The sequence below is a fragment of the Burkholderia sp. IO2 genome (assembly GCF_029522185.1).
Lineage (GTDB): Bacteria > Pseudomonadota > Gammaproteobacteria > Burkholderiales > Burkholderiaceae > Burkholderia > Burkholderia cenocepacia.
This window is the reverse complement of the sequence record NZ_JAKWFH010000008.1, coordinates 49,379-62,596: the sequence shown is the minus strand read 5'-3', so window position 1 is coordinate 62,596 and position 13,218 is coordinate 49,379. Positions and strand designations below refer to the sequence as shown.

Below are 13,218 nucleotides of genomic sequence, written 5' to 3'. Positions count from 1 at the left end.
ATTCCCGCCGCCCGCCGTGTCGCGCGGCGCCTGCGCGCTCACGCGGCCTCGGCCTCTTCCCCGCCAGCCGCCGCGCGCTGCTGCTGCAGCGCCCACATTTGCGCATACAACCCGTCGGCGCGCACAAGTTCGTCGTGCGTGCCGCGCTCGACGATCCGCCCGTGGTCCATCACGAGGATCTGCTGCGCGTGCACGACCGTCGACAGCCGGTGCGCGATCACGAGCGTCGTGCGATGCCGCGCGATCTGGTCGAGTTCGTGCTGGATCGCGCGTTCCGAGCGCGAATCGAGCGCCGACGTCGCTTCGTCGAACAGCAGCACCGGCGGGTCCTTCAGCAGCGTGCGCGCGATCGCGACGCGCTGCTTCTCGCCGCCCGACAGCTTCAGCCCGCGCTCGCCGACCGGCGTGTCATAGCCCTTCGGCAGACTTTCGATGAAGTCGTGGATGTGCGCGGCGCGCGCGGCCGCGACCACCTCGTCGCGGGTCGCGGTCGGTCGCCCGTACGCGATGTTGTAGTAGATCGAGTCGTTGAACAGCACGGTGTCCTGCGGCACGATCCCGATCGATGCGCGCAGCGATTCCTGCGTGACGTCGCGGATGTCCTGGCCGTCGATCCGGATCGCGCCGCCCGCCTGCCGGTCGAGATCGTAGAAACGGAACAGCAGCCGCGACAGCGTCGATTTCCCCGACCCGCTGTGGCCGACCACCGCAGTCGTCGTGCCGGCCTCGATCGTAAACGTCACGTCGTGCAGGATCGGCCGCGACGGCTCGTACGCGAAGTTCACGTGCTCGAAGCGCACCTGCGCGCCGGTCACCGCGAGCGGCGGCGCATCGGGCCGGTCGGCCACTTCCTTCGGCGCGGACAGCAGCCCGAACATCCGGTCCATGTCGGTCAGGCTCTGCTTCAGCTCGCGATAGACGACGCCGAGGAAATTCAGCGGAATGTACAGCTGCAGCATGAACGTGTTGATCAGCACGAGATCGCCGAGCGTCAGCTTGCCCGCGAGCACGCCCTGCGTCGCGCGCCACAGGATGAACACCAGCCCCGTGCCGATGATCGCCTGCTGGCCGAAGTTCAGCACCGACAGCGAGTTCTGCGAGCGGATCGCGGCCTTCCGGTAGCGCTTCAGGTTCTCGTCGTAGCGCTGCGCTTCCCATTCCTCGTTGCCGAAGTACTTGACCGTCTCGTAGTTGATCAGCGAATCGATCGCCCGCGAGTTCGCGCGCGAATCGAGCTCGTTCATCGTGCGGCGGAAATGCGTGCGCCAGTTGGTGACCTTCACGGTGAACACGATGTACGTGATGAGCGCCGCGAACGTCACGTACGCGTAGTAGGCCTCGTACTTGACGACGAAGAAGCCGAGCACGAGCCCGACCTCGACGAGCGTCGGCAGGATGCTGTACAGCGAATACGAAATCAGCTGCTGGATGCCGCGCGTGCCGCGCTCGATGTCGCGCGACATGCCGCCCGTCTGGCGTTCGAGATGAAACCGCAGCGACAGCCCGTGCAGATGCCGGAACACCTGCAGCGCGAGCTGGCGCACCGCGCTCTCGGTGACCTTCGAGAACAGGATTTCGCGCAGCTCGGTGAACAGCGACGTCGACAGCCGCACGAGCGCATACGCGACGACCAGCAGCCCGACGCCGCCCGCGAGCACGATGCCGGCCGACTGTTCGGCACGGCCGAGCGCGGTGAGCTGCTGCACGTAGGACAGGTGGTCGACGATGCGCTTCATCACGACCGGCACGCCGAGGTTCGCGACCTTCGCCCCGATCAGGCAGCCGAGCGCCAGCGCGACGCGCCATTTGTAGGTGGTCAGGTACGGCAGCAGCGACCGGACGGTCTGCCAGTCGTTGCGTGGCCCGGTCGAAGCCGGCGCGGGCTCGCCGGAAGCGGGAAATCGGCGCATGGGGGAAGGATTGCGCGGCGATGCCGGATCCGTTTTCCGACGGCCGGCTCGCGCGCTTTCTCGTACAATTTGTGAACGTTGTATTGTCGCAGAAGCCGCTTCGCGCCGCTGCCGGCGCCCTCGCCGGCCCGCCTGCGCGCGGCGGTCCATTTATTACAGGATGAAAGCCCCCGCCATGACCGATTCGACCCTCGAACTTCCGCAGAAGCAGCCCGCGCTGCGCGTCGTCCCGCAACCGCACGACGCGAACGTCCACGGCGACGTGTTCGGCGGCTGGATCATGTCGCAGGTCGACATCGCCGGCTCGATCCCCGCGAGCCAGCGCGCGAACGGCCGCGTCGCGACGGTCGCGGTCAATTCGTTCGTGTTCAAGCAGCCGGTATTCGTCGGCGATCTGCTGAGCTTCTACGCCACGATCATGCGCACCGGCAACACGTCGATCACGGTCGACGTCGAGGTATACGCGCAGCGCATGCGCCTGATGGGCGAAGTCGTGAAGGTCACCGAAGCGACGCTCACGTACGTCGCGACCGGCCCGGACCGCAAGCCGCGGCAACTGCCGCCGCTCTGACGGGCACGCGCCGCGCCACCGCGCGGCAGATGGCCGTCAGTGCGTGGCCGTCAGCCCGAACTCCCGCATCGCGGGCAGGAAATCGTGATTCAGCGTCGGCTTGCGCGACAGCTTGACCAGCACGTAGCGCTGGAACGGCGCGAGCCGCTGCCACTGCGCGAGCGCGGGCGCCGGCAGCCCGGCCAGCGCGCTCTGCTGCACGAGCGACTCCGGCACCGTGTCGACCGCGCGCCAGGCCGGCTGCTCGTCCGGCTGGAACCATGACGGCTCCAGATCGGCGTGCGTGCGCAGCATTTCGAACAGCGCATGATCGAAATTGGGCTCGATCGCGGTGTCGTCGTCGGCAGGAAAGCGCGCGAGCAGCTTGCGGTCCTCGAGCGGCAGCAGTTGCCACTGGTCGAGCGAAATCCGCAGGCCGAAGCGGTCGAGATTGAAACGCACGATCATCGGGATGTACGTGAAGTTTTCCGACGAATCGTGTTCGAAGTTGAAGAGCAACGGAGCGTCGCTGAGTCCCATGGTCGTTACCTGACGTGGCGGATGCCGGCGCGGCCGGCTTGCCTGGGGTATTTTAGAACCTCTGCGCGCGGGCGGCGGCACGATCGTCGCCGGCCGTGCTTCGAATCAACGGGAGTGCTCGTGAATCCGACCCAATCAGACGAACTTCGCGACGAACCGCGCGGCGCGATCGAGCTGCCCGTCAGCCGTACGCGCGGCGGCGCGGTCGACACCGCGCACGACTTCGTCGGCCAGGAATGGCCGGTCGCACTCGTCTTCAACGGCATCTCGCACGCGGTGATGATGTGTACGCCATGCGACCTCGAAGCGTTCGCGGTCGGCTTCGCGATCTCGGAAGGGATCGTCGCGCGCGGCAGCGACATCAAGGACATCGAGGTGATCCTGCACGCCGACGCGCCGCTGCCGCATGCGAAAGTCCATCTGGACGTGGTCCAGCAGGCGTTCGCCGCGCTGAAGGACCGGCGCCGCGCACTCGCGGGGCGCACGGGCTGCGGCGTCTGCGGCATCGAGAGCATCGACCTGCTCGACCTTGCGCCCGAACGCGTGCCCGATACCGGCTTTCTCGCGCGCCTCGCGCCCGACGCACTGGCGCGCGCCGCGCATGCGCTGCCGGCGCATCAGGCGCTCACGAAACTGACCGGCGGCCTGCACGCGGCCGCGTGGTGCGACGCAACAGGCGCGATCCGCGCGGCATTCGAGGATGTCGGCCGCCACAATGCGCTCGACAAGCTGATCGGCTCGCTCGTGCTGTCGCGCGCCGATACCACCGACGGTTTCGTGTTCCTGTCGAGCCGCGCGAGCTACGAGCTCGTACGCAAGGCCGCGCGGGTCGGCATCCCGCTGGTCGCGACCATCTCCGCGCCGTCGTCGCTCGCGATCGAGATCGCGAAGGCGGCTGGCCTGCGGCTCGTCAGCTTCTGCCGCGAAACCGGCCACGTCGACTACGGCACGGCCTGACCGCAATCAACGGATCGCGCCGGCGCTCCGCCGCCGGCGCGGCCCGCTCCGTCAGTCGAACTGACGGAAATCCGGCTTGCGCTTCTCGAAGAACGCCGTCATCGCCTCGCGCGCTTCCGGCGCGCGCAGCATCGTCGCGAAGTGGCGCGCTTCCTCGGCCATCCGCGCGGGCGTCGCCACGCCGCCCGTCTCCTTCAGCAGCGCCTTCGTCACACGCAGCGATGCCGCCGGCAATGCCGCCAGCTTCGCCGCCTGCTTCGCCGCGAACGCGTCGAGTTCGGCCGCCGGCAGCACGCGGTTGACGACGCCGATCCGGTGCGCTTCCAGCGCGTCGAACGGCTCGCCCAGCAGCAGCTTCTCGGCCGCGACCTGATGGCCGGCCAGACGCGGCAGCAGCGCGCTGGATGCGGCCTCCGGGCACAGCCCGAGCTGCACGAACGGCAGCGAGAACGTCGCGGTATCGGCCGCGTAGACCAGATCGCAGTGCAGCAGCATCGTCACGCCGACGCCGACCGCGATGCCCGGCACCGCCGCCACGACCGGCTTGCTCGCGCTGCTGATCCGCGCCAGGAACTGGAAGACCGACGCGGTGTCGTCCTTCGGCGGCGACTTCAGGAAATCCTCGAGATCGTTCCCCGCGCTGAAATTGCCGTCGCTGCCGCGCAGCAGGATCACGCGAACCGCCTTGTCTTCCTGCGCATCGGCGAGCGCATCGGCCATCGTCTGGTACATCGCCGCCGTCAGCGCATTCTTCTTCGCCGGGCGCGCGATCGTGATCGTCATCACGCCGTCGGCGCGTTCCACTTGAATGTCGGCCACAACCGTCTCCTTTGACCTACCGGAATGAAAAAACGGTGCGCGAGCTCGTGGCCCGCGCACCGTCATCGCTTGTCGTCGCGTCCCGCTTACAGGCGTTCGATGATGCCCGCCGCACCCATGCCGGTGCCGACGCACATCGTGACCATCCCGTACTTCAGGTTGCGGCGGCGCAGGCCGTGCACGACGGTCGCCGCGCGGATCGCGCCGGTCGCGCCGAGCGGGTGGCCCAGCGCGATCGCGCCGCCCATCGGGTTGACCTTCGACGGATCGAGGCCGAGGTCGCGCATCACCGCCAGCGATTGCGCGGCGAACGCTTCGTTCAGCTCGATCCAGTCGAGATCGTCCTGCTTCAGGCCGGCGGCCTTCAGCGCGGCCGGAATCGCTTCCTTCGGACCGATGCCCATGATTTCCGGCGGCACGCCACGCACCGCGAAGCTCACGAAGCGCGCGAGCGGCGTCAGGTTGAATTCCTTGAGCACCTTCTCCGACACGACGAGCAGCGCGCCCGCGCCGTCCGACGTCTGCGAACTGTTGCCGGCCGTGACCGAGCCCTTGTTCGCGAATACCGTGCGCAGCTTCGCGAGGCCTTCGAGCGACGTATCCGCGCGCGGACCTTCGTCGAGCTTGATCTCGCGCGTCTTCACGTCGATTTCGCCCGTCGCGAGATTCGGGAAACGCTCGCTGATCGTGTAGGCGGCGATCTCGTCGTTGAACTCGCCGGCCTGCTGCGCGGCGAGCGCCTTGCGGTGCGACTCGACCGAGAACGCGTCCTGGTCTTCGCGGCTCACCTTCCACTGCTCGGCGACGCGCTCGGCGGTCAGGCCCATCCCGTATGCAATGCCGAAATCTTCATTGCGATCGAAGATGTGCGGCGACATCGACGGCTTGTTGCCCATCATCGGCACCATGCTCATCGATTCGCAGCCGCCCGCGAAGATCGCGTCCGATTCGCCGACGCGGATGCGGTCGGCCGCCATCGCCAGCGCGGTGATGCCCGACGCGCAGAAGCGGTTGACCGTCACGCCGCCGACCGTCTGCGGCAGGCCGGCGAGCAGCGCGCCCATGCGCGCGACGTTCAGGCCCTGCTCCGCTTCCGGAATCGCGCAGCCGATGATCGCGTCCTCGATCACCTTCGTGTCGAGGCCGGGCACCTGCGCGACCGCCGACTTGATCGCGTGGACCAGCAGCTCGTCCGGCCGCGTGTTCTTGAAGACACCGCGCGGGGCCTTGCCGATCGGCGTGCGGCTGGCGGCGACGATGTATGCGTCTTGCAGTTGTTTGCTCATTTCAGACTCCTGTCGACCCGAGCGGGCGCTTCAGCGCCGGCCCGGGCCCCATACAAAGTTATCCGCTCGCTCAGTTACGCACCGGCTTGCCGGTCTGCAACATGCCCATGATCCGTTCCTGCGTCTTCTGCGTGCCGAGCAGCTCGACGAATGCGCGACGCTCCAGCGCAAGCAGCCATTCTTCGTCGACCAGGCTGCCGGCTTCGACGTCGCCGCCGCACACGGCTTCTGCGATGCGGCTCGCGATCAGGTAGTCGTGGTCGCTGATGAAGCGGCCGTCACGCATGTTGACGAGCGATGCCTTGATCGTCGCGATCGCCGAACGGCCTGCAACCGGCACGTCCTTCGCACGCAGCGGTGCGCGGTAGCCGGTGTCGGCCAGCGCACGCGCTTCCTTCTTCGCGGTGTCGAGCAGTTCGAACACGTTGAAGACGATCGTGTCGGACGGCTTCACGTAGCCCATCGCACGGGCGTCGTGCGCGGACGCCGACACCTTCGCCATCGCCGCGTTCTCGAACGACTTCGTGACGAACTTCAGGATGTCGGTGGTCGCGTTCGCGGCCGTCGCGGCGTCTGCCGCGCGCAGCGCCGCTTCCTTCAGGCCGCCGCCCGCCGGCACGAGGCCGACGCCCACTTCGACGAGACCGATGTAGCTCTCGACGTGCACGACGCGCTTCGCGCTGTGCAGCATCAGCTCGCACCCGCCGCCGAGCGCGATGCCCGACACGGCCGCGACGACCGGCACGTTCGCGTACTTCACGCGCAGCATGCCTTCCTGGAACTTCTTCACGAACGGCTCGATGCCCTTCGCGCCGCCCATCATGAACGCGGGCATCGCCTCCTCGAGATTCGCGCCGGCCGAGAACGGGCCGCCCGGCGTGCCGAGCTTCAGCGACGTCGGCTGCCAGATCACCACGCCCTTGTAGTCCTTCTCCGCGAGTTCGATCGCCTGCACGAGGCCGTCGATCACGCTCGGTCCGATCGTGTTCATCTTCGACTTGAACGACACGATCACGACGTCGTCTTCACCGGCGCGGTCGTCGACCCATGCGCGCACCGCGTCGGTCTCGAACAGCGTCTTGCCGTACGTCTTCGGATCGGCACCCGCTTCGCCGAGCAGCGGCGCACGGAACACCTGCTTGCCGTAGACCGCGAGGTCCGAGCGCGGCACGAAGCGCTTCGCGGCCGGCGCCCACGAGCCTTCGGCCGTGTGCACGCCGCCCTTCTCGGCGACCGGGCCTTCGAGCACCCACGACGGCAGCGGCACGTTCGCGAGCGCCTTGCCGGCCGCGATGTCTTCCTGCACCCACTCGGCGACCTGCTTCCAGCCGGCGGCCTGCCAGCCTTCGAACGGACCTTCGTTCCAGCCGAAGCCCCAGCGGATCGCGAGGTCGACGTCGCGCGCGTTGTCGGCGATCGACTCGAGATGCACGCCGATGTAATGGAACACGTCGCGGAAGATCGACCACAGGAACTGGGCGTGCGGATGATCCGTCTCGCGCAGCAGCTTCAGGCGTTCCGCCGGCGGACGCTTCAGGATGCGGCCGACCGTTTCGTCCGCCTTCGCGCCCGAATCGACGTAGGTGCCCGTCTTCGCGTCGAGCACCTTGATCGCCTTGCCTTCCTTCTTGTAGAAGCCGCCGCCCGTCTTCTGGCCGAGCGCGCCCTGCTTCACCAGCTCGGCGAGCACGGCAGGCGTCTGGTAGACCGGGAAGAACGGATCGTCGGCGAGGTTGTCCTGCATCGTCTTGATCACGTGCGCCATCGTGTCGAGGCCGACCACGTCCGCGGTGCGGAACGTCGCCGACTTCGCGCGGCCGAGGCGGCTGCCCGTCAGGTCGTCGACTTCGTCGAAGCGCAGGCCGAACTTCGCGGCCTCGGTGATCACCGCGAGGATCGAGAAGATGCCGACGCGGTTCGCGATGAAGTTCGGCGTGTCCTTCGCGCGGACGACGCCCTTGCCGACGACGCTCGTCAGGAAGGTCTCGAGCTGGTCGAGGATCTCCGGGCGCGTATGCGCGGTCGGGATCAGCTCGACGAGGTGCATGTAGCGCGGCGGGTTGAAGAAGTGCACGCCGCAGAAGCGCGACTTCAGCTCGTCCGAGAAACCTTCGGACAGCTTCGTGATCGACAGGCCCGACGTGTTGGTCGCGAAGATCGCGTGCGAAGCGATGTGCGGCGCGACCTTCTTGTACAGGTCGTGCTTCCAGTCCATCCGCTCGGCGATCGCCTCGATCACGACGTCGCATTCGGCCAGCTTCGCGATGTCGTCCTCGTAGTTCGCCGCTTCGAGGTACTTCGCATCGTCCTTCACGCCGAACGGCGCGGGCGACAGCTTCTTCAGGTTCTCGATCGCCTTCAGCGCGATCGCGTTTTTCGGGCCTTCCTTGGCCGGCAGGTCGAACAGCAGCACCGGCACGCGCGCGTTGATGAGATGCGCGGCGATTTGCGCGCCCATCACGCCGGCGCCCAGCACGGCGACCTTGCGAATCAGGAAATTGCTCACGGGATGTCTCCGGATAGTGTCGTGCAGCGCGAAATGTGAGGGCTGCACGGCGAAGTGAGTACCAGGAACCGTTGCGTCCGGGCGGCGCGCGGCGCGCACCGCCCTGAATCGCGTCAGAACAGCGATTCGTCGACTTCCATCAGCGTCTTCGAACCGGCGCGCGCGGCGCGGATCGTCGATGCCGTTTCAGGCAGCAGACGCGCGAAGTAGAAGCGGGCGGTGGCGAGCTTCGACTTGTAGAACGGATCGCCCGACGCTTCCTTGTCGAGTGCGAGACGCGCCATGCGCGCCCAGAAGTACGAGAACACCAGGTGGCCGACGGTGCGCAGGTACGGCACGGCGGCCGCGCCGACTTCGTCGGGGTTCTGCATCGCCTTCATGCCGATTTCCATCGTCAGCTTCTGCACCTTTTCACCGATGTCGGCGAGCGGGTTGATGAACTCGGCCATCTCCGGCTTCACGCCTTCGGCTTCCGCGAATTCGGTGACGAGCTTGCCGAACTTCTTCAGCTTCGCGCCCATGTCGCCGAGCACCTTGCGGCCCAGCAGGTCGAGCGACTGGATCGAGTTCGTGCCTTCGTAGATCATGTTGATCCGCGCGTCGCGCACGTATTGCTCCATGCCCCACTCGGAGATGAAGCCGTGGCCGCCGTAGATCTGCATCGCGTGGTTGGTCGACTCGAACGCGTTGTCGGTCAGGAACGCCTTGATGATCGGCGTGAGCAGCGCGACGAGGTCGGCCGCTTCCTTGCGCACCGCTTCGTCGGCGTGCGACAGCTCCTTGTCGATCTGCAGCGCGGACCAGTACGTGAACGCGCGCGCGCCTTCCGCGTAAGCCTTCTGCGTGAGCAGCATGCGGCGCACGTCCGGGTGCACGATGATCGGGTCGGCCGGCTTGTCCGGTGCCTTCGGGCCCGTCAGCGAACGCATTTGCAGGCGTTCCTTCGCGTACGTCAGCGAGTTCTGGTACGCGACTTCCGTGAGGCCGAGGCCCTGCATGCCGACGCCGAGGCGCGCGGCGTTCATCATCACGAACATCGCGTTCAAGCCCTTGTTCGGCTCGCCGACCATCCAGCCCTTCGCGCCGTCGAGGTTCATCACGCACGTCGAGTTGCCGTGGATGCCCATCTTGTGTTCGATCGAGCCGCACTTGATGCCGTTGCGCTCGCCCGGCTCGCCCGCAGCGTCCGGAATGAACTTCGGCACGATGAACAGCGAGATCCCCTTCGTGCCTTGCGGCGCGTCCGGCAGGCGCGCGAGCACGAGGTGGATGATGTTCTTCGACATGTCGTGCTCGCCGCTCGAGATGAAGATCTTCGTGCCGCTGATCGAGTACGAGCCGTCGCCGTTCGGTTCGGCCTTGGTGCGCAGGATGCCGAGGTCGGTGCCGCAGTGCGGCTCGGTCAGGCACATCGTACCCGTCCATTCGCCCGACACGAGCTTCGGCAGATATTGCTGCTGCAGTTCCGGCGCGCCGTGCGCGTGCAGGCATTCGTACGCGCCGTGCGACAGGCCCGGATACATCGTCCAGGCCTGGTTCGCCGAGTTCAGCATTTCGTAGAGTGCGTTGTTCACGAACGCGGGCAGGCCCTGGCCGCCGTAGTCCGGATCGCAGCCGAGCGCCGGCCAGCCGGCCTCGACGTATTGCTGATACGCTTCCTTGAAGCCGGTCGGGGTCTTCACGACGCCGTCGCCTTCATACGTGCAGCCTTCGCGGTCGCCGACCTGGTTCAGCGGGAACAGTACCTCGGAGCAGAACTTGCCCGCTTCCTCGAGGACCTGGTTGATCGTGTCGGCGTCGAGGTCCGCATGCTTGGGCATTTGCTTGACTTCGGCTTCGACGTTCAGAAGCTCGTGCAACACGAATTGCATGTCGCGCAGCGGCGCGGCGTACTGTCCCATGACTCTCTCCAAAGGTGGGCAAAACGGCTCGAGCTCCTGGCGGGCGGGTCACGCGCCGCTAACGGCTCTCGCTCTGATACGAAACAATCGTCTTTTCCAGCGCGGCCCACGTGAGGCGCACGGCGTCCGGCGAATGCAGGAAGCGTGCGTCGTGATGCAGGCCGAGCGTGAAGCTGTACAACTCGAAGAGCATCAGTTCCGGATCCGTGTCCGTGCGCAGATGCCCTTCTTCCATCGCCTGCGAAATGGCGCGCAGCAACGCGGCACGCCAGGCGGTCACGCTCGCGATCAACTGCTCGCGCACGGGGCTGTCCGGCCGGTCGTCGTACTCCACTGCGCCGCTGATGTAGATGCACCCGGTCGTCACCTCCTGGATGCGCTTCTCGATCCAGCGCGCCAGCATCGCCCGAAGACGCGGCAGACCGCGCGACTCGCGCAGGCTCGGAAAGAACACCTCGTTTTCGAAACGATGGTGGTACTCGCGGACGACCTCGACCTGCAGGTCTTCGCGCGATCCGAAGTGCGCGAACACGCCGCTCTTGCTCATCTGCATGCGCTCGGCCAGCAGGCCGATCGTCAGCCCCTCCAGCCCGTCACGGCTGGCGAGGTCCAAAGCAGCTTCAAGTATCGCGGCACGCGTCTGTTCGCCTTTTCGCATAGCTATTTCTGTAACCGTTCGGGGATTCGAATAAAATCGAACGGCCGTACTATTATTGAGTGCGGCCGCTCGCGAAACAAGGAAATTATTAGAAACCGGTGTCTAACCGAGCCGCTATTTTGCGCGATTCCGGCGGGACCGGAGCGGCTTTTCCGCACGAACGTGCGGACAGATTTTTTGAAGCGAATACTTAGTCGGCGTCAGTCGTAACCGCCGACCGTCAGCGCCTTCATCACGACACGGTAGGTCGTGTACGCGAGCCAGTTCAGCAGCCGCTCGACGCGCGGGCGCGCCGCGTAGTGCGCGGCATCGATCTCCCGGCCTTCGGCGAACGCGGTGGCGATCGCGTCGCGCAACTGGTTCGTCACTGCATCGTAGCGCACCAGCACGACGTTCGCTTCATTGTTCAGCATCAGGCTCAGCGCGTCCAGATTCGACGAGCCGACCGTCGCCCAGTTGTCGTCGATCACGGCGACCTTGCCGTGCAGGATCGTCTTGTCGTATTCGGCGACGCGCACGCCCGCGCGCAGCAGCGTGTGATAGAGGAACGGTACGGCCGTATCGAGCGCCGCGAATTCCTTGCGGCCGATCAGCACCTGCACGTCGACGCCCCGCCGCGCCGCGCCCGTCAGCGCGCGACGCAGCTTGCGGCCCGGCATGAAATACGGATTCGCGAGCAGGATCCGCTGGCGCGCCTGGCCGATTGCCGCGAGATAGGCCTTCTCGATCGCGCGGCGGTTCACGACGTTGTCGCGCGCGACGAACGCGACGCTCGGCTCCGTCACGACCCGCAGCGCGCCGGCCTTGATCCACCGGTGGCTGCGCATCCAGCGCCGGAACATGTCCGGGAACGCTTCGCCGCCGTGCAGCCCGGCCGCGTACTGCGCGTACGGCTTGTGGCCGAACTGGATCCGGTGCCACTGCAGCTCGAACGCGGCACGCACGTCGGACACCGCGGGCCCGGCCATCTCGACCGCGAAATCCCAGCGCGGGAACGGCAGCGTCGCGCTGCCCTGCGTGTAGTCGTCGACGATGTTGATGCCGCCGCAGAACGCGACCGCATGATCGATCACCGCGAGCTTGCGGTGCGTGCGCGAGAAGCCGAAGCGGCCGAACAGGAAACGGTTGTAGATGCAGTGCTCGACGCCGGACTCGGCCCACGTGTCGAACAGCGGCAGGCGTGCGGTGCCGATACCGTCGGTGATCACCCGCACGCGCACGCCGCGCTGCGCCGCGCGGATCAGCGCGTCCGACACCGGGCGGCCGGCCGCGTCGTCGCAGAAGATGTAGGTTTCGAGCATCACCTGCTCGCGGGCGGCGTCGATCCGCTCGATCAGCGCGTGGAAGAATTCGCCGCCGGTTTCGCACAGCCGCACCGTGTTGCCGGCCGTAAACGCGAGCCGCGACGCGGAGCCGCGCTCCTGCAGAAACATCTGCCGCAATTGCGCGAAGCGCTTGCGGGTCTCCGCATTCATGCGGACGAGCCGTGCGGCGCACGCGCGAGGGCCACGCGCGCGGGCAATTGCAGGATCGCCTCGGCGTTCGACGGCGAGAAGCAGCGAGCGGCCGCCTCGCGGAACGGCAGCCACGCATGGTCGACATGCTCGCGCGGCGACAGCGTCACGTCGACGCGATGCGGCACGCACAGGCCGAACCAGTGCTCGACGTTGCGCGTGACGCCCGGCGCATAGCGATGCAGGTATTGCGGATAGATCGTGTATTCGATCCGGTGGTGCCAGTCGACGAGCGCGCTGGCCGGCACGTCCGGCGTGCCGACCGCGATGCCGGTTTCCTCGGCCACTTCGCGCGCGGCGGTGAGCGCGAGCGGCTCGTCGAGCGCGTCCTTCGAGCCGGTGACCGATTGCCAGAAATCGGGCTGGTCGGCACGCTTGATCACGAGCACATCGAGGTCGGGCGTGTAGATCACGACGAGAACGGATTCGGGGATTTTCGGCGGCTTCGTCATCTTTGTTTCATGCGGCACAGGGCCGTGCGCCGGGCCTGCGCCCGAACGTGCGGCAAGTGCTGCGACTGTACCGCAAAAAATGAAAAAGGCGCATCACTGCGCCTTTTTCATGGGCGTCGTGTGCG

Annotated in this window: 11 protein-coding genes; 2 read left to right on the top strand and 9 right to left on the bottom strand. The window is 66.8% G+C overall.

Annotated elements, in window-relative coordinates:
• Positions 1-38: 38 nt before the first annotated feature.
• Positions 39-1,910 carry an ABC transporter ATP-binding protein/permease gene (locus MMB92_RS07045; RefSeq protein WP_277562615.1) on the bottom strand — a complete coding sequence of 624 codons (1,872 nt, stop codon included), beginning with the start codon at positions 1,908-1,910 and terminating at the stop codon, positions 39-41.
• Positions 1,911-2,085: 175 nt separating this feature from the next.
• Between MMB92_RS07045 and MMB92_RS07040 the strand changes: the two genes are divergently transcribed.
• Positions 2,086-2,481, top strand: coding sequence for an acyl-CoA thioesterase (locus MMB92_RS07040; RefSeq protein WP_006485741.1), 396 nt, complete (start codon positions 2,086-2,088; stop codon positions 2,479-2,481).
• A 36-nt stretch (positions 2,482-2,517) separates the two neighbouring features.
• On the opposite strand, the gene MMB92_RS07035 is transcribed toward MMB92_RS07040, so the two are convergent.
• The gene (locus MMB92_RS07035; RefSeq protein ID WP_012492415.1) at positions 2,518-3,000 is read right to left on the bottom strand and encodes a nitrate reductase associated protein; all 483 of its coding nucleotides are present in this window, start codon (positions 2,998-3,000) and stop codon (positions 2,518-2,520) included.
• 120 nt (positions 3,001-3,120) lie between these two features.
• Between MMB92_RS07035 and fdhD the strand changes: the two genes are divergently transcribed.
• On the top strand, positions 3,121-3,957 hold the full coding sequence (gene fdhD, locus MMB92_RS07030) for a formate dehydrogenase accessory sulfurtransferase FdhD (RefSeq protein ID WP_277562614.1): 837 nt from the start codon (positions 3,121-3,123) through the stop codon (positions 3,955-3,957).
• Between the two features lie 51 nt (positions 3,958-4,008).
• Here the strand turns inward: fdhD and MMB92_RS07025 are convergent, their stop codons facing one another.
• The 7 genes from MMB92_RS07025 to nudB all read right to left on the bottom strand — a co-directional run bounded on the left by MMB92_RS07025 (position 4,009) and on the right by nudB (position 13,093).
• On the bottom strand, positions 4,009-4,776 hold the full coding sequence (locus MMB92_RS07025) for an enoyl-CoA hydratase (RefSeq protein WP_277562613.1): 768 nt from the start codon (positions 4,774-4,776) through the stop codon (positions 4,009-4,011).
• 86 nt (positions 4,777-4,862) lie between these two features.
• On the bottom strand, positions 4,863-6,062 hold the full coding sequence (locus MMB92_RS07020; RefSeq protein WP_006485733.1) for an acetyl-CoA C-acyltransferase: 1,200 nt from the start codon (positions 6,060-6,062) through the stop codon (positions 4,863-4,865).
• Between the two features lie 70 nt (positions 6,063-6,132).
• Positions 6,133-8,568, bottom strand: coding sequence for a 3-hydroxyacyl-CoA dehydrogenase/enoyl-CoA hydratase family protein (locus tag MMB92_RS07015; protein ID WP_006497386.1), 2,436 nt, complete (start codon positions 8,566-8,568; stop codon positions 6,133-6,135).
• 113 nt (positions 8,569-8,681) lie between these two features.
• On the bottom strand, positions 8,682-10,469 hold the full coding sequence (locus MMB92_RS07010) for an acyl-CoA dehydrogenase C-terminal domain-containing protein (protein WP_006485746.1): 1,788 nt from the start codon (positions 10,467-10,469) through the stop codon (positions 8,682-8,684).
• Positions 10,470-10,527: 58 nt separating this feature from the next.
• Entirely contained in the window at positions 10,528-11,127 is a 600-nt protein-coding gene (locus tag MMB92_RS07005) for a TetR/AcrR family transcriptional regulator (RefSeq protein ID WP_006485742.1), read from the bottom strand.
• Between the two features lie 200 nt (positions 11,128-11,327).
• On the bottom strand, positions 11,328-12,602 hold the full coding sequence (gene clsB, locus MMB92_RS07000; protein ID WP_006485739.1) for a cardiolipin synthase ClsB: 1,275 nt from the start codon (positions 12,600-12,602) through the stop codon (positions 11,328-11,330).
• Positions 12,599-13,093 (bottom strand): dihydroneopterin triphosphate diphosphatase, encoded by a 495-nt coding sequence (gene nudB / locus MMB92_RS06995; protein WP_006485748.1) that lies wholly within the window; start codon positions 13,091-13,093, stop codon positions 12,599-12,601. The genes clsB and nudB overlap by 4 nt, the downstream gene beginning before the upstream one ends.
• Positions 13,094-13,218 lie beyond the last annotated feature (125 nt).